The following is a 20140-nucleotide window of genomic DNA, read 5'->3' on the forward strand; positions in this document are numbered from 1 at the left end:
TCCGGTGGCTACATGACAAAACTCCCCACATTGTGGGGGAGCTTTTCTTTGAGAGCACAGCTCAGAGTTTGATCTCGGTGCCCAGAACCTTGAGGCAATCGCGCATGAAGGCGCCTAGGGCCGTCCAGCCCTTGGCCGACACCATGGTCCCGTCGATCAGCGAGTCGGTGGGCGACAGGTCGACATAGGTGCCACCCGCAAGCGTCACTTCGGGTTCGCACGCCGCCAGGGCCGCCACGCGCTTGCCCCGCACCACGCCGTCGACGGCGATGAGGATTTGAACGCCATGGCAGATCGTGAAGATCGGCTTGTTCGTCTCATGGAAATGGCGAACAAGCGCCTGGATGCGCTTGTCGGTACGGATATATTCCGGGCCACGGCCGCCGGCGCAGTAGACGGCGTCATACTGGGCCACCTGGGCCTCGGCTTCCGAGAACGTCTTATTGATGTCGGCATAGTGACCGGGCTTTTCGGTATAGGTCTGGTCACCCTCGAAATCGTGCAGGGAGGTCTTGATGCGATCACCTGCCTTCTTGTCGGGGCAAACGACATGGACCGTGTGGCCCACCGCCTCCATGCCCTTCTGATAGACAAAGATTTCGTATTCCTCGGTGAACTCACCGGTGAGCATCAAGATTTTCTTGGCGGGCATAACAATTCCTCCTTGTTGTCCCAGCGAGTACCACTCGCTTGTCTTGTTCATCCGCAGATTTGAATTAGTCGAAGGCCGGCAACAGCCGAGCCCTTGAATTGATGATGTGCCGACGCATCGCTTCGCGCGCCGCCTCTGGCGAACGCTGCTCGAACGCGGTCATGATCGCATCGTGTTCGTCGAGCGCCTCAGCGGTCACCCGCCAGTGAAACATCAGCCTGAAGATGTGGAAGTGGGCATGCTGCAGGCGCAGCGTCTCGCGGATCAGGCCGTTACCGGCAAACTGGAGAACGCGATCATGAAACTCGGCATCCTGCCGCGCGAAATCCGAATAGCGCAATTGCTCGTCAGCGCCAGCGTTCCCAGCCATGCCGCTTGCCAGGGTTCGCATTGCTGACAGGCGGGCATCGTCCATGCCGGCTGCAGTCTTGGCGGCGGCGTCCGGCTCGAGCGCGAGCCTGAGTTCATAAAGTTCGTCGAAACCGTTGCGGGTGATCTGCGGCGTCGCGCGGTATCCCACGAGGTGGGTTCTGAGCACGAGGCCCTCACCCTCAAGGCGCCCCAACGCCTCGCGGATCGGGGTTTGCGACACGTTCATTTCGCGCACCAGACTATCGACGGTGATGCGCGCTCCCGGCGCAATCTTCAGTGACATCAGTTGCGCGAAAATAGCTTCGTATACCCCGCCCGCCAGGCTCGCGGGGCGCGCCAGTGCAGTGTTTTCGCCGTGTATGTCGCTCGTAGCCATCAGATGGAAATACCGCCGTTCATCGAAAAAACTGCTAGCACGAGACTCGACAGCAAGCAATGCTATATCCTATAGGATTTGATGTATGGGTCACCGGGGAGGGGATCTTGGGCTGGTTTCAGGGGCAGTTTGTGCAGGCGGAAATCGCCAGATGTAGACGCGAGGAGCGGCTGTGATGTCCCTCTACGGCGTCCTGCGTATTCCGCGCGAAGTCCTGTTCGGCAAAGGCCAGCGCTCTGCCCTTGCCAGTGTTGCGGCGCGCACCGGCAGACGAGCGTTGGTCTGTACCGATGAACGCTTTGCCGCCACGCCGGTGTTCACCGTGATGATGGACAGCCTGCGCGCCGCCTCCATCGAAATTCTTGTCCAAGACACGATTTTGCCGGACGTACCGCGCGACAGCGTAGCTGAAGGCGCCGAGCAGGCGAGGGAGTTCGCCCCCGATATGGTCATCGGCATCGGCGGCGGTTCATGCCTCGACTTTGCCAAATGCTCGGCCCTGTTGCTCACGCATGGCGGCCGGCTCCAGGACTATTACGGGGAGTTCAAGGTTCCGGGACCGGTGTTGCCAGTCATCCTGGTGCCGACGACTGCCGGAACTGGCTCGGAGGTGACGCCCGTCGCCGTGATCTCTGACCCCGAGCGGACGCTGAAGGTGGGGATATCGAGCCCATACCTGATCTCGACAGCCGCAATCTGCGATCCTGAACTGACCTATTCCTGCCCCGCGGGGCTGACCGCCATCGCCGGCGCCGACGCGCTGACGCACGCGATCGAGGCCTTTACCGCGCTCCGTCGTGAGCCCGCTGCGGACTTGGCGCAACGCCATGTCTTTGTCGGCAAATCCGCATTCACCGATCATTTCGCGCTTCTGGCGATCAAGCTGCTCGGCCGGAGCCTGGTCACGGCGTTCACCGATGGCGGCAATGAGGACGTGCGGGCCGATGTGATGATGGCGGCAACCGCGGCAGGCTGCGCATTCGGTACGGCCGGCACGGCGGCGGCGCATGCCATCCAGTATCCACTCGGCGCATTGACGCACACCGCGCATGGCCTGGGGGTAGCGGCGCTGCTGCCCTATGTGATGACCTACAATAGACCTGCATGCACACCAGAACTGGCTCAAGTGGCGTCTGCACTCGGGCTGGCCACCCAAGGCAGGAGCGACGGCGAGAACGCCCAGGCTGCTATTGACGCGGTGACGCGGATATTTGCCGCCATCAAGATTCCGCGCACGCTGTCGGAACTCGGGCTGCAAAGCGATAAAATCGAGTGGACGGCTCAGCAGGCGATCGGCATCGAGCGGCTCATAAAGAACAATCCCCGCCCCATTGATCTTGCCGCCATGACCGGCCTGATCCAGGCCGCATATGACGGCGATTTCGCAGCCGCGGCGGCCCAGCAGAACGGAACTGCACCATGACTACCGCGCCCGATATCCAGGCCTGCGCAAAGGGGCTTTACATCAACGGTCAATGGCGGCCCGCCCAAGGCGGCAAGGTTATCGACGTTGTCGATCCGTCCACGGAGATGGTCCTCGCCTCCGTTCCCGACGCCACGCTTGAAGACGCAAGCGCGGCGGTCGAAGCGGCCGCGCTCGCCGCCGAGGGCTGGCGCAATACCGCCCCGCGCAAACGTTCCGAAATCCTGCGTCGCTGTTTCGAACTGATGACCGAGCGAGCCGAGATGCTCGCCACGCTCATTTCGATGGAAAATGGCAAGGCGCTCCGCGACGCTCGCGGCGAGGTTGCTTATGCGGCCGAGTTCTTCCGCTGGAATGCGGAAGAGGCCGTCCGCATCACTGGCGAGTTTGGAACCGCCCCGGCCGGAACCAACAGGATCATTGTCGACTACCAGCCCATCGGCATCTGCCTGCTCATCACGCCGTGGAACTTCCCCGCTGCCATGGCAACGCGCAAGATCGCGCCGGCGCTCGCAGCGGGATGTACGGTCATCCTCAAACCGGCGTCCGAGACGCCACTGACGGCTTTCGCCCTTGCCGCCATCTACGAAGAAGCGGGGGTGCCACCCGGCGTCGTCAACGTCATCACCACAACTACACCCGGCCCGCTAACCGCCGCTATCCTTGCCGACCCCCGTGTACGCAAGCTGTCGTTCACCGGCTCGACCGGTGTCGGCCGTGCGCTCCTCGCCGAAGCCTCCAAGCACGTCATTTCCTGCGCCATGGAATTGGGCGGTAATGCGCCATTCATCGTGTTCGACGACGCGGACCTGAACGCCGCCCTTGATGGCGCGATGATCGCCAAGATGCGCAATGCGGGGGAGGCCTGCACCGCCGCGAACCGCATCTATGTGCAATCGGGCATCCATGACGCATTTGTCGCCGGGCTTGCCGGACGCATGCAGGCCCTCAAGATCGGCGCCGGCTATGACGCGGCGACCGATTGCGGCCCGATGATCACCAAAAAAGCCGTCGACAAGATCGACCGCCTGGTCGCGGACGCGGTCAAGCGTGGCGCCCAAATCATATGCGGTGGCCAGATCCCGAACCAGCGCGGCTTTTTCTATCAACCCACGGTGCTGACCGAGGTGCCGCAGGATGCTGACATGGCATCGGAGGAAATCTTTGGCCCGGTGGCGCCGGTCTCGCGCTTTGAGACCGAGGACGAGGTCATCGCCCGCGCCAATGACACCGAATACGGCCTTGCGGCCTACATCTACACCGGCGATGTCGGCCGCGGTCTGCGGGTTGCGGGCAGGGTCGAGGCCGGCATGATCGGCCTTAACCGGGGACTGGTTTCCGACCCTGCCGCGCCGTTCGGAGGTGTCAAGCAGAGTGGCCTGGGCCGCGAAGGCGGACAGCATCATGGCATCGCCGAGTTTATGGAGGCGAAATACATCGCCACGAGCTTCTAGAGAGGCCGAGATGGAGAAAGATCCCTTCCGAATACGTGGACATCAGCCAGATTTCGACCTGGTCGTCGCCGATATCGTGTCGCGCAGTGCTGCGGCGCGTGAGCGCCTGCCGATGAGCGAAGCGGGTTATGGCAACGGCCTCTCAGAAACGCTGGATATCTTCGTGCCGCCCGGAGCGAGCGGTCCTCTGCCGGTCCACATGTTCATTCATGGTGGCTATTGGCGCATGTTTTCCAAGCGGGACTATTCGCTCGTCGCCGAGACGGTGACCGAGGCGGGCGCTATCGCGGTCATCGTGGACTATGGGCTGATGCCGGGCGTGCGGATGGCCACGATCGTTGATCAGGTTGGCCGGGCCAAGCAATGGGTCCTGGACAATATCGGCGGCTTCGGCGGCGATCCGTCCCGCTTCACGGTCAGCGGCCATTCGGCCGGGGCCCAGCTTGCTTCCATGTTGTTCCGCTCCGGCGCCCCATCGGGCATCCAGGCCGCGCTGCTGCTGGGCGGGCTCTATGACCTGGCGCCGTTGCAGAAGTCATTCCTGCAAGCCGAGATCGCCCTCACCGACGAGGAAGTGCGCCGCTTCTCGCCGCTGCGCCAGACCTATGATACCAGGACGAGCGTTTCAGTATTGGTCGGCTCACGCGAAACACCACCCTTTCACGATCAGGCCGGCGCGTTCACCAGGCGCCTCGGCCGCCAAGGGCTCGACGTCTCGTTCCGCCTGATCGTGGGGCGGCATCACATGGACAGCGTTCGCGATCTGGGCGATTCAAATTCGCTGGCCGGTATCGAGTTGACCAAAATAGTTGCCAGCAAATCCTGACGCCGCGCCCCCTCGCCTGCGTTCCTTCCTGCAAACGCATTTGGGAACTCGAGTGCGCCAATCAACGCAAGCCGTCATGCCGCCGCCGCAGGATTCGTTTCTACGGCTGGACGATTTCTTGGCCGGTAAGCTTGGTGCGTGGCATGGTTTCCTCGGCGAAAGCGAAAGATTGAGACTTCCACAAACTCCGTCTGGGTTGGGAAAACGCCCGGCCCCTTTGCCAGACGAAATTGTGATCATAGGGATGCCGGACCGGTGGATAGGCCGAGTCCGGCAAAATGCGTATAGCACGTTGATACAGCCGTGCATCCCTAGGCTTCGCACAGGGCGTTGTCGGGCAAATAGGTGAAGTAATCAGCCTCGCACCTTGGGGGAGGTCGGTCGAGCGAGGGGCTTCGCTGTACGCTGAGGCCTGCGATGTCTGAATACGTGGTTCAGCAGCCTCCCCGGCATGATGCTGGCCGATTAGCGCGCAGAGGCCCGGATTTTGTCGCAGGTTAGGCCGGGTAGGGCAGGCCGTAGCGGTCGCGGATGGTCTTGCCCTCATAGCTGCGCGGATAAACGCCGCGGTCCTGCAAGATCGGTATGACCTTTTCGACGAATTCGGCAATATCGTCCGGCGCGCGGGGCGGCTGCAGGGTGTAGCCATCCACCGTGCCGTCGGCCCAGAAATCGATGATCGCGTCGGCGACTTCCTCCGGCGTGCCCAACAGCAGGCGATGGTGCCCCTCCGAACGCCGCACGGCCTGGCGGGCGGTGAGCTTTTCGTGGGTCAGCAATTCCGACAGACCCAGACCCATGCCGACTGCCATCAGGCGGTTCTGGTCGGGGATGAAATTTGCCCCATCAAGCACCGCATCGGGATCAAAATCGGCCGGATCAATGCCGTTCTCCTTGGCAAAGCGCGCCAGCAGCCCGTCCTCGGAGCCGGCGCCGCTGAACAATTCGTGTTTGCGCAGGGCCTCCTCACGCGTTTCGCCCAAGATAACGACGAGCCCGGGCACAATGCGGATACCGGCGGGGTCGCGACCCAAAGCGATCGCCCGGTCCTTCACCTTCTTGCCGAAGGCGCGTCCGGCTGGACGCGACAGTATGTTGCAATAGATGATCTCGCCGTGCCGGGCCGCCAGGTCGATGCCGCCCTCGGAGGCGCCGGCCTGGGCGATTACCGGATGGCCCTGCGGCCCGCGCGGCACATTGAGGGGGCCCTTGATGGTGAAATACTCGCCCTCATGATCGATGGCATGGGCGCTCGACGCATCCCAGAAGCGCTCGGGCGGCACCTCGCCCTCGCCCGCCGGATCCCAACTGGCCCAGAGTTTTTTGGCTACGTCGAGGAATTCCGAAGCTCTGGCGTAGCGCGCAGCCCGGGGCGGCAGCGGCTCGCTACCGAAATTGGCGGCGACGGCCGGATTGAACGAGGAGACGATATTGATGATCAGGCGACCGCCGGAAATAATGTCGGTCGACTGCGTCCGCCGCGCCAGATTGAACGGCGAATTGTAGCTTGACGACATAGTCACGACGAAGCCGATATCGGGCACTTGCGCAGCCAGCGCCGTGCTCAGGATCAGCGGGTCGATAGTGTGGAAGGGTCGCCCGTTCGGATCGGTGGCGAGCGCCGGATGATCGGAAAAGAACACCGCATCGAACACACCCTGATGGGCGAGTTCGGTGAGCCGCCGGTAATAGTCCGGGTCGTTGATGTCGTGCTTGGTACCGGTCCGATATTTCCAGGCATTGCCGAGATAGCCGGTAGTGTTGATGCCGACATTGAGATTGAGCCGGCGTGTCGTCGTGGTCATGCGATTGCTTTCGCTTGCTGCGTGGTATCGGCCACGCCGATGCCGCCATGCGGGGCGGGCGTGGTGCCATTGACGGCGAAGTCGCCGACAACGCGATCGTGGTAGATGCGGGGATTGTGCGAGGCGATGGTGCGTGCATTGCGCCAGTGTCGGTCCAGCCCGTGGCTGCGCTTGGCCGCCGAGGCGCCCAATGCATCGAACAGGATGGTGCTGGCGTCGAGAATGAGACTGGTGACCACCGTCACCGATTGGCTGACCTCGAGATCGGCATTGCGGTCGGCCTCGGCTCTCGCATCGGCGTCGCCGGATTGGTGGGCTTGATAGGAGCGCTGCAACGCTTCGGCCGCCTTAAGGGTAATGGCTCCAACGGCATAGGCCGCACCGCGCACCTTGCCGACCACTTGCAGCGCCTGCGGGTCCTGGGCTGTCCGTGCAGCATTCCCCCGGCCATAAACGCGCTTGCGTTCAGCCACGTGGCGCGACAGGTCGCCCGCCGCTGCCCGGCCAATTCCGGCCAGGCTCGCCAGATGCACGAGTTGGAAGAAGCCGCCGGAATAGGGAAAGCGCAGGGCGGTGGGTTTCAACAGGTCATCGCTGATGGCCACGTCCTTGAACCGCGCCGTGCCGCTGGCGCTGAGCGCCTGCCCGAACCCATCCCAGTCATCGAGGATTTCGACGCCCTCCGCGCCGGTCGGCACCAGCGCGCCGATAGGATTGCCCTCACCATCGGCCGCGCCCAGCGTGATCCAGTCGGCATAAAGCGAGCCGGTGGTGTAATATTTCTCGCCATTGAGCAACCAGCCGTTGCCGTGGCGCACCAGCCGCGTCGACCAGGTGCCGATCTTGCCTTCGCCAAGCTCGGAAAAGCCGCTGCCGATAATCTCGCGGTTGCCCAGATGCTTGAGCCAGGCATCGCGCCACGGGCTGGCGGGCGCGTTCAGCACGTCCTCGGTGAAGCCGAGATGGCTGCGAAAGGCATTGGTGATGTTGGGGTCGGCTTCGGAAAGCTCGATCAGCAGGCCAAAAAGTTCCGGTAGCGTGAAACCCAGGCCGTCATGCTCCACGGGCAGGCGGAGCGTTGAAAATCCGGCATCGCGCAGCCAGCCGATCTCCTCGTGCGGCAGGATGCGTTCGACATCGCGGGTCACCGCCCGCTCGCGAATACGCGCGAAGATGGGGCGGAATGGCGCGGCGAGGGTTTCGAAGCGGTCGGATGGGCCGGCGCCCCAGGCTTGGCTGATATTGGTCATGGCAATGATCCGGGATGCGCCGGCGGCAAGCCGCGCGGCTGGTAAACAATGTCAGGCTTTGCGCGACGCGCGAGAAAGAATTCCTTTGCGCTGGGCAAAGGAATTCTTCCCGCCTGAGTCAGGCGGTGAAGTGGGCGTAGGCGAGGCCCCCAGCGATGCCTTCGGCGCCGGTCGTATGGTCGGCGACGCGCTTGTCGTAGAGGGTGAGGTCAGGGGAACTGACGACGTTGATGTCGGGCAGATCTTCGAGGATTTGTGCCTGGAAATCGGCAAATTGCTGGAAGCGGGTGGCCGGATCGGTTTCTATGGCGGCGGCTTCCAGCAGGGCATCGGCGGCGGGGCTGTTGTAGCCGGAGCCGTTGGTGAAGGGGATGCCGGGCTTGAAGTTCTTGCTCCAGTAGAGGCGCTGCACGCCCACGGTGGGATCGAACAGATTGCTCATGCCGTGATAGGTGAAATCGAAATCGCGATCGGTATAGACGCGCTTGATATAGGTGGCGAAATCCTGCGAGCGCAGCGAGACCTCGACGCCAACCTTGGCCAGGGCCTGCTTGATATATTCGCCGCCGCGTTTGTAGAGGTCCTGCCCGCCGAGCGGATCGAGCGTGATGCGCTGGCGGATGCCGTCGGCGCCGCGCGGGAAGCCTGCGGCATCAAGCAGGGTTTCGGCCTTGGCCGTGTCGATGGCGTAGGTCTTGAGGTTGGGGACGAAATATTTGGCGAGTGAGGGGACGATGGGGCCCTCGATCACCGAGCCATAGCCGTAATTGACGGTCTGGTGGATGACCGATTTGTCGATGGTATGCGCGAAGGCCTGGCGAACGCGCACATCCTTGAAGAAGGGGTGTTCGAAGTTGAATTCGATGCGCGAGAGGTTGTTCTTGTAACCATAGCCGCGCCGCTCGATGGCGATATTGGGCAGGGTTTCGAAGCGGGCCAGATCGCTGAGCGGAATAGGTGTGCTGGCGCCGATATGGACCTCGCCGGTTTCCAGCGCGATGGCGCGAGCGGCCGGGTCAGTGATGAAGCGGATGATCAGGCGATCGAGATAGGGCCTTGGCGCATCCCAATAATTTTCGTTGCGGACGAACTCGACATGGCTGCCGCGCACCCATTCCTTGAAGATAAAGGGGCCGGTGCCGACCGGGGCATTGTTATGCGGATTTTCATCGACCTTGGTGCCTTCGTAGAGGTGGCGTGGCACGATGGGGGTTTCCGACGAACCCAAGGCGGTCAGCAGGTATGGGGCTGGCTTGGCGAGCTTGAGGATGACGGTCAGATCGTCGGGAGTCTGGATATCGGAGACGGCGGCGAAGGTGACGCGGCCGCGCGGGTGGCCGTCCTTGATCGCAGCGAGCGAGAAGGCAACGTCGGCGGCGGCGAAGGGTTGGCCGTCATGCCATTTGACATTGGGGCGCAGGCCGAATGTGTAGGTCAGCCCGTCGGGCGCGACATCCCAGCTCGTGGCCAGCAGCGGCAATGGGTTGAGATCGAAATCATAGGTCAGCAGGCCTTCGCTGTGCTTGCCGGTGAAATCGGTGACGCCCGTATGCACGATGCCGGTGAGGGTCGGCGGCTCGCTGCCGGATAGCAGCACGAGCGTGCCGCCATGCTGGGGCGATTGGGCGAGGGTGGGGCGGGCCAGCAGGCCGGCGCCGAGGGCGGCTGCGGATAGGCCGAGGAAATGGCGCCGGCGGGGTGTCCAGAGCGAGGACATGGGGAAATCTCCGGGAGGGACGTAAGGGTAGCGGCCGACGCGCGAGGAAGAATTGCTTTGCGGTTGGGCAAAGCAATTCTTGCGGCAGGGGTCAGGCGACGGCGCTGAGTTTGGCTTCTTTGAAATCGTGCAGCAGGATGGCGATTTCGTAGCCGCGGCGTTGGAGCCAATGGGCGACGGTCTTGGCGCGGACGCCGAGCAGGTCATCGACCAGGATGACGCGGGCGCCGCGCACGGCGATGGTGCGATAGGCGACGCCGAGCAATTGGCCGCCTTCGGAGGAAATCGAGCGCGGCAGATGGGCGGCGGCGAACTCTTCGGGGGTGCGGACATCGAGGAAGTAGGTGGTGCGGTTCTTGTCGCTCACCCAGGCGTCGGCATTGGCCTGATCGATATAGAGCAGGCTATCGTGCTTGGAGAGGGTTTCGATATGCCCGGCGGCGAATTGCCTGGCCGTGTCGCTGGCCTCGCCATAGGCGGCGGTTTTGCCGATTTCGAGCTTGAGGCCCGCATTGGTCCAGCCCTTGGTGCCGTCATCGAGATAGGCGACGAAATTGGGCACGCCGGCATCGATCAGCGTCTGGGCGCCGAGGATGGCGCGGGGCAGGCCGGCACAGGAGACCAGAACTTTGGTGCTGGCCGAGGGGACCAGATCCTTGAAGCGCAGGACCAGTTCGGCGCCGGGGACGCTGACGGCGCCGGGGACGTGCTCCCTGGTGTATTCGGGCAGCGTGCGGCTATCGAGCACGATTACGTCTTCGCCCTTGTCGCGCAGGGCCTGGAGTTCGGTGGCGGTGACGACCGGGGTGCCCTTTTCGTCGCGGACCTTGGTGACGAAGGGGACGCCGGGAATGTCGAAAGTTGGCAGATTGTCGAGGCCACCTTCGATCCAGGCGGGAATGCCGCCTTCAAGGGCCTGGATATTGCTCCATCCGGCAGCGGCGAGGCGGGCGACGGCGGCTTGGGCCGTGCCCTTGCCGTCATCGACCAGTACCGTGCGCACGACGCGGCGCGGGATGAAGCGGTCGATTTCGGCGTCGAGCCGGTCGGCCGGTAGATTGGTGGCGAAAAGCGGCGAGGCGTAACCGACATCAGCGGCGGGGCGAATGTCGAGGACTGCCAATTCGGCGCCATCGTCGAGCCAGTCGATAAGGGTCTGCTTGCTGATCGTGCGATGGGTCATGCCGGAGCTCCTGTGGTCAAATGCTGCCTCGAGCATCCGGCTACTTGACGGAATTCAAAAGAATGATTTTCTGTCAGTCACGGAAAGCAAGCCTTTCGGCGCAACGTGCATTTCGTCATTGACCCGGAAAGTCCCGATCAATTGCGCTAGACCTACGCTTAATACGCCGCGGTAAAACGCTGGCGGATGAAGGTGTTCTGCTCCAGCGCATCGAGCACGGCGATGGCGAAGTCGGCTTCCGAAATCCGGCTTTCGCCGTCATCGTCGCGCAGCAATTGATCGCCGCCGAGCCGAAAGCGCCCGGTGCGCGCGCCAGGTTTGATGGTGAGCGGCGGCGACACATAGGTCCAGTCCAGGTCATGCTCGCCCCGCTTGAGGCTGCGCAGGATTTCGCGATTGCGCAAAGTATGCGCCTTGTGGCCGGCCGGGTAGAAATCGCTATCGACCACATCGACGCCCGGACTGGCCTCGAGGCTCCCCACGCCACCCACGATGATCAGTCGCTTGACGCCTGCCTGCTTGACGCCCGCGAACAAGCCATCATGCGCCTTGCGGATCAACTCGGCTGCGTCTTCCGCAGAATAGTTGCGCAGGCCCGGGCTATAGGCACTGACCACCGCGTCGTGGCCGGCGGCGATCTTCGCAACATCGTCGGCACTGGCGATATCGGCCGAAAGCGCCGTCAGGTTAGGCTCCGGCGCCAGCTTGGCCGAGCGGGTAACCGCGGTAACGCGATGGCCTCGCGACAACGCCTCCTTGCGGATATTGCTGCCGATATTGCCGGATGCGCCGAAGACGACGATGGACATGATGGGTCTTTCTCTAATTCGGCCGCGAACCGCTAGCCTGCAAGCGCCGCGTCGGCGGCGAAATGTTCGGTGATGAAGGCTTTGACCGTGCGTGGCGCATGGCCGAGCAGTTCGGGCACTACGCGGGTTACCGTGGCCGCCCGACCAGCGGCGATCAGCGTACCGAACTGGGCAACGGCGCGATGCTCGAACCCATCACCCAGCAGCGGTGCGACGCTTCCCGAAGTCTCGGCAACTCCGATCGGCCGGTGCAAAACGCGCGCCAGAATCCCGGCGATATCGCGGATCGAAACGGCTTCGCTGCCGGTGATGATCAGCGGCTTGTCCGCGACTCGTGGCGCCAGCAATTGATGCACGGCCACATCGGCAATGTCGCGGGCGTCGATATAGGCGACGCGGGCTGTGCCATGTCGCGCATTGAGCACCTGGCGGGTCATAGCCTGCCTGATCGTGTTGAGGAGTGCGACCTGCATCCAGGCATTGGGACGGATGCAGACATGTTCGATATTGAGGCCGCGTAGATGCCATTCGACCGCCGCATGGGCGTCGCCCGAAATCGAGACGCCGGGCGGATCGATGGTCCAGTCGGACCCCGAAATCTTGACGATGCGCGAGCCGCCCTCAATGGCGGCGGCGCCGGCCGCGGCGATCTGTTCCTCGGCCAACCTTTCGCTGATCGGGGACAGCAGGAAAAGCTTGCGGGTGCCGGCCAGCGCTTTATGCAACGAATCCCGATCGGCGAAATCGCCTGGGGCAATCTCGACCCTGGCGCCGAACAAGGCCCGTGCCGTTTCGGGCCTCCGGGTGAAGACCCGGACACGCTGGCTCTGTTCCAGCAACCTTGCGGTTACCAATTGACCCAACCGCCCGGTGGCCCCGGTCACCAGGATCGGGACGCTCATGCCGCGTTGCGGCGTGTGGCCGCCTCCAGGGGAGCCGGGGCGAACCAGCCTGCCACGTCGAAATCAGTCGGGATAAAGCCCCATTCGAGCAGGAAGGTCTTGAAATGGGCGAAGGCCACTGCCTGCTCGTCATCCAAGGTCAGAGCAAGATGGCGATGCACATCTGGCCCGTTGGCGGCCCAGACGGCGTCCTCGCCGACACCGATCTCGTTGGCGATCAGTCGTACCGCATCATGCGGATGGGCCTCCGCCCAGTCAGCAACGCGGCCGACAATGGCGACGAGATCAGCCACGAGGTCCGGGCGCTGCTCGAGAAAGAGCGCATCGACTGTCAGCGGACGCGGCGTGCCATTGTTGACGCGAATGCGCGGATCGGGATGGAAGCCGAATTCGGACACGACGACTGCGCCAATATGGTTGGCCAGCACCAGTCCCTCGGCGCCCTTGACGAAAAAGGCGTCGATCCGGCCGCTGGCCAAGGCTAGCAGCTCTTCGCCATAGGGATAGCGGCGTTTGAGACCGAGGAAGGCCGCATTGCCGGTCTCGATCAAACTGGCTTCCGGGCTGTCGAGATAGACCAGTTCCACATCGGTGTGAGACAGCCCCTCGAGCGAAAGCGCGGAGACAATGCCCTTGAGCGCGGTGGCGCGCTGGAAATCGATGCGCTCGCCCGGCTTGCGCGGCACGCCAATGCGGCGGCCCCTGAGGTCGCTGCCTTTGGCGATACCGGAACCGGGCAGGGCGATGATGGCCTGGAATTCGTCGGTTGTGGTTACGCCAACGACTCGCGTTTCCCGCCCGCCCGAACGGGCCCAGAGCGGAGGAATATTGCCGCCCTGGCGGAACGAGAAATCCAGCGCATGGGTGAAATGGCTCTCCCGCACCGCCGGCTCCTTGCTATCGCGGATCGAGCGGACGCCGACACCCGCCTCCTTGAAGTGTTGTTCCACCCAGCCGAGCTGGTAGGCGATGGAAAGCGGGGTAGGCGCGGGGCAGCGGGTATACCAGACCGATTGGCTCATCAGGGGGCTCCGATCACGCGCTGCCGACGACGGCGAGGCGGGGTGGCTGGTGCGTGCGCACCGGAACGGGCTCAAGCGGCGAGGTGCCTGCCGCGGCGTGCCGGCCCAATGCCGCCTTGGCCAGAATGATGCGGATCATGTTGTTCTGCGGCGCATGCGCCTTGCCGGAGAGGGCATCGCGATGGTGCCGCTCCAGCGGATTGTCGCGGCTGATGCCGGGATTGCCGCCCAGATCGAGCGCCAGCGTCGTCGCCGCGATGGCATTCTCGATCACCACATGCTTGACCGCCGCGGCGTCGGGGCCGAATGGACGCCCGCTGTCATAATCCTCGGCGATCGATCGCAGCAGGCGCCGGTTGGTGGTGAGCCAGACTTCGATCTGACCCAACCCATCCTGAATGCGGGGCAGGGTGGATAGTGGTGCGCCCAGGCTTGCCGGGGCGCGGGTCGTGGTGAATTCGATCAGCCAGTCGCGGGCCCCACGCGCCGCGCCATCATAGATCGCCGGCACCAGCGAAAAATACCAGGCACCCTGACGTTCATCGCGCCTGAGCCCTTCGCTGGCCGGGGCGATGTCAATAACGTCTTCAAGTGGGATCGCAACATCGTCGAGGATGAGGTCATCGCTGTTGGTGGCGCGCATGCCGGTGGCATTCCAGGTCTTCTCGACGCGAATGCCATCGGCATCGGTCGGCACCAGGAACGAGCCAAGACGTGGCTCGGGCTCGTCGGTGATGGCGAGCACGGCAACCCATTTCAGCAGCGGAATGCCGGTGGCATAGGTCTTGTGGCCCGTGATGCGCCACTGATTGCCCACCTTGCGGGCGATGGTCTCGGGTGGCGAGCCATGCGAGGGCGAGCCGACGCGAGGCTCGACCTGAGCGGCATTGAGCAGCGCCACCCCGTCGCGATTGGCCTTGGTCACCCGCTCGATCAAGTGGTCCGGCCACTTGCCCGAAGCGCGGATGGAATAGTGCTGGCTGTAATGCATGGCCAGCACCAGGGCGGTGGAGGGTTCGCCTCGCGCCACGGACGAAACCACCGTCAGCGCCTCGCTCAACCCACCGCCCAGCCCGCCATGCTCGGTGGCTGTCACCAGACCCAACAGACCCGCCTCATAGAGCGCATCGAAATTGGCGAAAGGAAAATCGCCGGTTTCGTCATAATGCCGGGCGGTCAGGGCAAACCGTTTGCCCAGTTGCTCGGCCTGTTCCAGGTAGGGCGCGAAATCCGTGGTCATGGCAGGCTCCGTTCAGGCGACAGCGCGGGCGTCGAGCGCGTCATAGGGGCGGCGATCGACCCAGTCGTTGATGTCGAAATTGGCCTTGAGGAACCCCCATTCATGCAGGAAATCCTTGTAGTGGCCGATGGCGTCGATGAGTTCGGGCTCAAGCCCGATGCCGAGATGGCGATGCAGCTCGGGGCCGTTGGCGGCCGCGACCACTTCCTCGGAGGCTCCAACTTCCCTGGCCACGAAGCGACGCACGTCGTCGGGATGCGTTTCAGCCCAGGCACTGGCCCGCTGCAGCGTGCCGATCAGCTTGGTGACGAGGTCCGGCCGGTCCTCGGCGAGGCGCTCGTCAACAGTCAGAACCCGGGGCGAGCCAGAATTAATGCGGATCTTTGGATCGGGATGGAAACCGAACTCGGCCACGGTATGGGTAGCAAACAGGTTCGCCACGCTGATGCCCGGCGTACCCTTCACATAAATTGCATCGACCTCGCCGCGCAGCAGCGCCGCGATTTCGGCGCCATAAGCTTGGCGATTGCGCAGACCATAGAGCTGCGGCCCCTCGCGCCCGTCCAGCACGGAATCGGTCAGATGGATATCGACGATCTCGACTTGTTTGTGCGAGAGCCCTTCCAGCGATAGCGCCGAAACCAGTCCCTTGAGCGCGGTCGCATGCATGAAATCGACAATGCCCTCCGGGCGGCGCGCCACGCCGAAGCGGCGGCCGACGAGGTCCTTGGTTGTCTTGATGCCGGTCTCAGGCAGGGTGATGATGGCCTGGAATTCGTCGGTCCACGTGATGCCGACCAGCCGGGTTGGGTTGCCTTCCGAACGGGCGCGGATCGGCGGCACATTGCCGCCGTGACGGAAGGAATAGCTCAAGTGGTGATCGAAATGGCTGGACCGAACGGCGCGATCCTTGCTGTCGATGATCGAGTTGAGCTTGATGCCTTCGCGCGCAAAGGTCTCATCAAGCAGGCCTAGTTGCACCGCGAGTCCTACCGGAGTGGGCACCGGGCAGCGCGTGTACCAGATTTCCGAAATTGCATTCTTGAGCGTCATCATGCCTCTCCGTCGGTGATGGCCGTCGCTACCGGCCGCTGCGTCTCAATCCAGCCGGAAGAGCATTTTCCAAGCCCTGCAGTGCAGAGAGTTGAAAATTGCTCACCCATCCTTGGATTGGCAAAAACTTGCTTACAGAAGATCATATTCGCCTGATTGAGGAAGCTAGTTCCTGAAAAGCCGTAATGACAGGATGGATTTTCTGAAACACGTTTGACAAAGCCTATAAAGTTAGTCAACAATAAAATTCAGGAGCTGCGAACCGCCCCGGCTTGTCGCAGCAACCGGCCGTTCCCGGCCATTCGAAGCACATCAAGAGAGCTTGCTTATGTCAGCGCTGGCCAGAACCGCCCGATCGTTGCGGCGAACGTTGTTGCAGGCGATCCCCACCGTTCTGGGGATCATCATCCTCAACTTCTTCCTGCTGCAGTTGGCCCCTGGCGACGCGGCCGACGTGATGGCGGGCGAGGCGGGGTCTGCCACCGCAGAATCCATGGCGGCATTGCGGACCCGCTTCGGGCTCGACAATCCCGTGTTGGTCCAGCTCGCCAATTATCTCAACAATCTTGCCCATTTCAGCCTCGGTTTTTCGCCGCGCTATGGCATGCCGGTCATGGACCTGATCGGCCAGCGCCTGCCGGGCACGCTGACCCTGATGGCTATGGCGCTGGCCATCGCCATCCTGATCGGCCTCGCCCTGGGCTCGGTCATGTCCTTCTTCGCCGGCCGTCTGCCGGACCGGTTGCTGTCGATCTTCTCGCTGCTGTTTTATTCCATTCCCGGCTTCTGGATCGGCCTGATGCTGATCGTGCTGTTCTCGGTAACGCTGGGCTGGCTGCCCAGCGGCGGGGCAGGGACCATCGGCTCCAACCTCACAGGTTGGGCCGCCATTGTCGACAAGGCGCGCTATATGGTGCTGCCGGCTACTTCGCTGGCGCTGTTTTACGTCGCCATCTACGCCCGTTTGACCCGCGCCGCCATGCTGGAGGTCCGCAGCCAGGACTTCGTTCGCACCGCCTACGCCAAGGGGCTTTCGCCCGTTGCGGTGACACTGCGCCACGTGTTGCGCAACGCGCTCATTCCCATCACCACCATGGCCGGCATGCATATCGGCGGTATGCTGGGCGGGGCTGTGGTGGTGGAGACGGTCTATAGCTGGCCGGGTCTGGGCCGTCTCGCCTTCGAGGCCGTGATGGGTCGCGACTACACGGTTCTGCTGGGCATTCTGTTGCTGTCCTCGCTGCTGGTAATTTTCGCCAATGCGGTGGTGGACCTGCTGCAGACCTGGCTCGACCCACGGATTGGAGAACACTGATGTCCACGACCGATCTCGGCGTTGGCGCCGTTCCGGCCAGGCCGGAGGCCCCGGCCAAGCCCGAATGGCACAATCTGCGGGCCCCCGATGCACGCACCACGCTCACTGCCACCGTTACCGTCCCGGCCGGCTGGCGTGAACTCCGGCTGTTCCTGCGCAATCCCAACGCGCTATTCGGCCTGGTCTTTCTGGGCATCATGGTCGTCATCGCGCTGATTGCCCCCCTTATCTTCCCCGGCGATCCGCTGGGCATGGTGACCAAGCCTTTCCTGTGGCCCGGGCAGGACGCCGCCTATCCCCTGGGCAGCGATTCCATGGGCCGCGACGTGCTGGCCGGCATCGTCCACGGCTCGCGCATTTCCCTGTTCGTGGGGCTTGCCGCCACCGCGCTGGGCCTCACCGTCGGCGTACTGGTCGGGGCAACTGCCGGCTATTTCGGCGGCTGGGTCGATGACGTTTTGGTGCGCATCATCGAGATCTTCCAGACGCTGCCGAACTTCGTCCTGCTTGTCGTGCTGGTGGCCATCCTCCAGCCCTCCGCACTGACCGTCACCATCGCCATCGCCATTGTCAGCTGGCCCATGGTGGCGCGCCTGACCCGTGCCGAATTCCGCGCCATCCGCGAGAAGGATTACGTCATGGCCGCCCGCAGCCTGGGCTTCGGCAATGCGCGCATCATCTTCCAGGAAGTGCTGCCTAATGCCCTGCCGCCCCTGATCGTCACCGCCTCGGTCATGGTGGCAACGGCCATCCTGATGGAATCGGCGCTGAGCTTCATGGGGCTGGGTGATCCAAACGTGGTCAGTTGGGGTTCGATGATCGGCAGCGGCCGTGAGCTGATCCGCACCGCCTGGTATCTGACGTTGCTGCCGGGTCTCGCCATCGTCTTCACCGTGCTGGCGCTCAACCTGATCGGCGATGGCCTCAACGACGCCCTCAATCCACGCTTTTCGGAGGAACGGGCATGAACGCGATCACCCCGACACTAGCGCAATCCCGCCCGGCCAATACCAGCCGCCTGCTGGACGTCGAAGATCTCACCATCCGCTTCGGCACAACCGATCCGGTCAAACGGCTGAACTTTCACATCGACCGCGGCGAGACGCTGGCCGTGGTGGGCGAATCCGGCTCCGGCAAATCGCTGAGCGCCCTGGCGCTGATGCGCCTGCTGCCGCGCAATGCCCGCATTCCCAATGGCCGCATCAGTTTCGAAGGCCAGGACCTGCTGGCCCTCTCCGAACGTGACATGCGCAAGGTGCGCGGCCGCGACATCGCCATGATCTTTCAGGAGCCGATGACCTCGCTCAATCCGGTGGCGAGCATCGGCAACCAGATCGTCGAAGTGTTGCGCCTGCATGAAAAACTGTCGCACAAGGCGGCGCGCGAACGGGCCATCGAACTGCTTGATCTGGTGAAAATCCCCGAGCCGGCCAAACGCGTCGATGATTTCCCCCATCAGCTCTCTGGTGGCCAGCGCCAGCGCGTGATGATCGCCATGGCCGTTGCCTGCAAGCCCAAGCTGCTCATCGCTGACGAGCCCACCACCGCACTCGACGCCACGATCCAGGCGCAGATTCTCGAACTGCTCGATGAATTGCGCCACAAGCTGTCCATGGGCCTGCTGCTCATCACCCACGATCTGGGCCTGGTGTCGCGTTGGAGCGATCGGGTCGTGGTCATGTATCACGGCGACAAGCTGGAAGAGCTGGCGACGCCCGACCTGTTCCGGCCTGGCCGGCATCCCTATACGAGTGGCCTGACGCAAGCTTCGATCCGGCTCGACGAGGAGGTGCATTACTCCGCCCAGTCGCTCGCCGAGGTGCGCGTGGCGCGCGGCGCTGATGGCCGCAATGTCTACGACGTGAAGCCGCCGGCGAAACGCCTGCCAACAACGCCTGCCACTGCCGAACCGCTGCTGGCCGTGCGCGACCTCTCGGTGACCTACCAGACCAGACAGCGCGCCAATCGGGCACTCGACAATGTCTCGCTGACCCTCGCCAAGGGCGAAACCCTCGGCATTGTGGGCGAATCCGGCAGCGGCAAGTCGACCCTTTCCAAGGCTATCATGCGCTTGGTCAACACCCAGCAGGGCAGCATCGTCTTCCAGGGGCGGGACATTACCGCGCTCTCGCCCAATCAGCTGCAGCCGGTGCGGCGCGACCTGCAGATGATCTTCCAGGATCCGTTTGGCTCGCTCAACCCGCGCAAGACCATCCGCGACATCCTCGAGGCGCCACTGATCGTGCACGGCGTCAGGGACGCTGCGGAACGCCGCCGCCGCCTCAACGAAACCTTCGAGCATGTCCGCCTGCCGTCAAATGTCGCCGATCGCTATCCGCATGAATTTTCCGGCGGGCAACGCCAGCGCATCGGCATTGCCCGCGCGCTGATCCTGCGGCCGTCGCTCGTCATCTGCGACGAACCGGTATCGGCGCTCGACGTCTCGATCCAGGCCCAGATTCTCAATCTGCTGGTCGACCTCAAGACCTCGCTGGGTCTATCCTATCTCTTCATCTCGCACGATCTCGCCGTGGTCCAATACATTTCGGACCGGGTGATCGTGATGAAGGATGCCCGGATCGTCGAGGAGAGCGACCACAGGACCATCTGGCGGTCGCCGAAAACCGACTATACCCGCGCGCTGATCGCCGCGGCCAATGACAAGGGTGGCGCCCGCGTGGCCCATCCGCGTGCAGCACGCGAACTCGCCGCCACTTAACGGCAGATTTCGCTTCTATCCT

Annotated in this window: 17 protein-coding genes; 6 read left to right on the plus strand and 11 right to left on the minus strand. The window is 63.3% G+C overall.

Translation table 11 applies throughout. From position 1 onward, the window contains the following. Positions 1-61: 61 nt before the first annotated feature. Positions 62-652: a DJ-1/PfpI family protein gene (locus ACI3KW_RS03060; RefSeq protein WP_262167944.1), complete on the minus strand. Its 591-nt coding sequence runs from the start codon at positions 650-652 to the stop codon at positions 62-64. Positions 653-716: 64 nt separating this feature from the next. Continuing rightward, a complete protein-coding gene (locus ACI3KW_RS03065) occupies positions 717-1400 on the minus strand; it encodes a GntR family transcriptional regulator (protein WP_404847038.1) in 684 nt (227 codons plus the stop codon). 175 nt (positions 1401-1575) lie between these two features. Between ACI3KW_RS03065 and ACI3KW_RS03070 the strand changes: the two genes are divergently transcribed. From ACI3KW_RS03070 to ACI3KW_RS03080, 3 genes are read left to right on the plus strand one after another with little or no spacing between them, the layout of a single operon-like run. Next, positions 1576-2823 (plus strand): iron-containing alcohol dehydrogenase, encoded by a 1248-nt coding sequence (locus ACI3KW_RS03070; RefSeq protein WP_404846879.1) that lies wholly within the window; start codon positions 1576-1578, stop codon positions 2821-2823. Then, the gene (locus ACI3KW_RS03075; RefSeq protein WP_404846880.1) at positions 2820-4277 is read left to right on the plus strand and encodes an NAD-dependent succinate-semialdehyde dehydrogenase; all 1458 of its coding nucleotides are present in this window, start codon (positions 2820-2822) and stop codon (positions 4275-4277) included. The genes ACI3KW_RS03070 and ACI3KW_RS03075 overlap by 4 nt, the downstream gene beginning before the upstream one ends. A gap of 10 nt (positions 4278-4287) precedes the next feature. Next, the gene (locus ACI3KW_RS03080; RefSeq protein ID WP_404846881.1) at positions 4288-5103 is read left to right on the plus strand and encodes an alpha/beta hydrolase; all 816 of its coding nucleotides are present in this window, start codon (positions 4288-4290) and stop codon (positions 5101-5103) included. A 497-nt stretch (positions 5104-5600) separates the two neighbouring features. Here ACI3KW_RS03080 and ACI3KW_RS03085 read toward each other — a convergent pair whose 3' ends face one another. The 9 genes from ACI3KW_RS03085 to ACI3KW_RS03125 all read right to left on the minus strand — a co-directional run bounded on the left by ACI3KW_RS03085 (position 5601) and on the right by ACI3KW_RS03125 (position 16084). After that, positions 5601-6908, minus strand: coding sequence for an NtaA/DmoA family FMN-dependent monooxygenase (locus ACI3KW_RS03085; protein ID WP_404846882.1), 1308 nt, complete (start codon positions 6906-6908; stop codon positions 5601-5603). Beyond that, positions 6905-8158 (minus strand): acyl-CoA dehydrogenase family protein, encoded by a 1254-nt coding sequence (locus tag ACI3KW_RS03090; RefSeq protein ID WP_404846883.1) that lies wholly within the window; start codon positions 8156-8158, stop codon positions 6905-6907. Before ACI3KW_RS03090 ends, ACI3KW_RS03085 begins: the two co-directional genes overlap by 4 nt. Before the next feature lie 118 nt (positions 8159-8276). Continuing rightward, positions 8277-9875 (minus strand): ABC transporter substrate-binding protein, encoded by a 1599-nt coding sequence (locus tag ACI3KW_RS03095; RefSeq protein WP_404846884.1) that lies wholly within the window; start codon positions 9873-9875, stop codon positions 8277-8279. Positions 9876-9966: 91 nt separating this feature from the next. After that, complete coding sequence (locus ACI3KW_RS03100) at positions 9967-11058, minus strand: rhodanese-like domain-containing protein (RefSeq protein WP_404846885.1); 1092 nt, start codon at positions 11056-11058, stop codon at positions 9967-9969. Between the two features lie 158 nt (positions 11059-11216). Further along, on the minus strand, positions 11217-11867 hold the full coding sequence (locus ACI3KW_RS03105; RefSeq protein WP_404846886.1) for an NAD(P)-dependent oxidoreductase: 651 nt from the start codon (positions 11865-11867) through the stop codon (positions 11217-11219). A gap of 32 nt (positions 11868-11899) precedes the next feature. Further along, positions 11900-12769, minus strand: coding sequence for an NAD(P)H-binding protein (locus tag ACI3KW_RS03110; protein ID WP_404846887.1), 870 nt, complete (start codon positions 12767-12769; stop codon positions 11900-11902). Next, the gene (locus ACI3KW_RS03115) at positions 12766-13791 is read right to left on the minus strand and encodes an ABC transporter substrate-binding protein (protein WP_404846888.1); all 1026 of its coding nucleotides are present in this window, start codon (positions 13789-13791) and stop codon (positions 12766-12768) included. The genes ACI3KW_RS03110 and ACI3KW_RS03115 overlap by 4 nt, the downstream gene beginning before the upstream one ends. A gap of 13 nt (positions 13792-13804) precedes the next feature. After that, the gene (locus ACI3KW_RS03120) at positions 13805-15031 is read right to left on the minus strand and encodes an acyl-CoA dehydrogenase family protein (protein ID WP_404846889.1); all 1227 of its coding nucleotides are present in this window, start codon (positions 15029-15031) and stop codon (positions 13805-13807) included. A gap of 12 nt (positions 15032-15043) precedes the next feature. Beyond that, entirely contained in the window at positions 15044-16084 is a 1041-nt protein-coding gene (locus ACI3KW_RS03125) for an ABC transporter substrate-binding protein (RefSeq protein WP_404846890.1), read from the minus strand. A 328-nt stretch (positions 16085-16412) separates the two neighbouring features. Here ACI3KW_RS03125 and ACI3KW_RS03130 point away from each other — a divergent pair, with 328 nt between their 5' ends. From ACI3KW_RS03130 to ACI3KW_RS03140, 3 genes are read left to right on the plus strand one after another with little or no spacing between them, the layout of a single operon-like run. After that, positions 16413-17399 carry an ABC transporter permease gene (locus ACI3KW_RS03130; protein ID WP_113120353.1) on the plus strand — a complete coding sequence of 329 codons (987 nt, stop codon included), beginning with the start codon at positions 16413-16415 and terminating at the stop codon, positions 17397-17399. After that, complete coding sequence (locus ACI3KW_RS03135; RefSeq protein ID WP_262167922.1) at positions 17399-18367, plus strand: ABC transporter permease; 969 nt, start codon at positions 17399-17401, stop codon at positions 18365-18367. The genes ACI3KW_RS03130 and ACI3KW_RS03135 overlap by 1 nt, the downstream gene beginning before the upstream one ends. Beyond that, positions 18364-20118, plus strand: coding sequence for an ABC transporter ATP-binding protein (locus tag ACI3KW_RS03140; RefSeq protein ID WP_404846891.1), 1755 nt, complete (start codon positions 18364-18366; stop codon positions 20116-20118). The genes ACI3KW_RS03135 and ACI3KW_RS03140 overlap by 4 nt, the downstream gene beginning before the upstream one ends. Positions 20119-20140 lie beyond the last annotated feature (22 nt).

The organism is Devosia sp. ZW T5_3, assembly GCF_044987315.1.
Lineage (GTDB): Bacteria > Pseudomonadota > Alphaproteobacteria > Rhizobiales > Devosiaceae > Devosia.

What these genes read in the sequence shown, in the direction of transcription:
- ACI3KW_RS03060 (WP_262167944.1), bottom strand. Translation starts at nt 652, where the DNA reads ATGCCCGCCAAGAAAATCTTGATGCTCACCGGTGAGTTCACCGAGGAA.
- ACI3KW_RS03065 (WP_404847038.1), bottom strand. Translation starts at nt 1,400, where the DNA reads ATGGCTACGAGCGACATACACGGCGAAAACACTGCACTGGCGCGCCCC.
- ACI3KW_RS03070 (WP_404846879.1), top strand. Translation starts at nt 1,576, where the DNA reads ATGTCCCTCTACGGCGTCCTGCGTATTCCGCGCGAAGTCCTGTTCGGC.
- ACI3KW_RS03075 (WP_404846880.1), top strand. Translation starts at nt 2,820, where the DNA reads ATGACTACCGCGCCCGATATCCAGGCCTGCGCAAAGGGGCTTTACATC.
- ACI3KW_RS03080 (WP_404846881.1), top strand. Translation starts at nt 4,288, where the DNA reads ATGGAGAAAGATCCCTTCCGAATACGTGGACATCAGCCAGATTTCGAC.
- ACI3KW_RS03085 (WP_404846882.1), bottom strand. Translation starts at nt 6,908, where the DNA reads ATGACCACGACGACACGCCGGCTCAATCTCAATGTCGGCATCAACACT.
- ACI3KW_RS03090 (WP_404846883.1), bottom strand. Translation starts at nt 8,158, where the DNA reads ATGACCAATATCAGCCAAGCCTGGGGCGCCGGCCCATCCGACCGCTTC.
- ACI3KW_RS03095 (WP_404846884.1), bottom strand. Translation starts at nt 9,875, where the DNA reads ATGTCCTCGCTCTGGACACCCCGCCGGCGCCATTTCCTCGGCCTATCC.
- ACI3KW_RS03100 (WP_404846885.1), bottom strand. Translation starts at nt 11,058, where the DNA reads ATGACCCATCGCACGATCAGCAAGCAGACCCTTATCGACTGGCTCGAC.
- ACI3KW_RS03105 (WP_404846886.1), bottom strand. Translation starts at nt 11,867, where the DNA reads ATGTCCATCGTCGTCTTCGGCGCATCCGGCAATATCGGCAGCAATATC.
- ACI3KW_RS03110 (WP_404846887.1), bottom strand. Translation starts at nt 12,769, where the DNA reads ATGAGCGTCCCGATCCTGGTGACCGGGGCCACCGGGCGGTTGGGTCAA.
- ACI3KW_RS03115 (WP_404846888.1), bottom strand. Translation starts at nt 13,791, where the DNA reads ATGAGCCAATCGGTCTGGTATACCCGCTGCCCCGCGCCTACCCCGCTT.
- ACI3KW_RS03120 (WP_404846889.1), bottom strand. Translation starts at nt 15,031, where the DNA reads ATGACCACGGATTTCGCGCCCTACCTGGAACAGGCCGAGCAACTGGGC.
- ACI3KW_RS03125 (WP_404846890.1), bottom strand. Translation starts at nt 16,084, where the DNA reads ATGACGCTCAAGAATGCAATTTCGGAAATCTGGTACACGCGCTGCCCG.
- ACI3KW_RS03130 (WP_113120353.1), top strand. Translation starts at nt 16,413, where the DNA reads ATGTCAGCGCTGGCCAGAACCGCCCGATCGTTGCGGCGAACGTTGTTG.
- ACI3KW_RS03135 (WP_262167922.1), top strand. Translation starts at nt 17,399, where the DNA reads ATGTCCACGACCGATCTCGGCGTTGGCGCCGTTCCGGCCAGGCCGGAG.
- ACI3KW_RS03140 (WP_404846891.1), top strand. Translation starts at nt 18,364, where the DNA reads ATGAACGCGATCACCCCGACACTAGCGCAATCCCGCCCGGCCAATACC.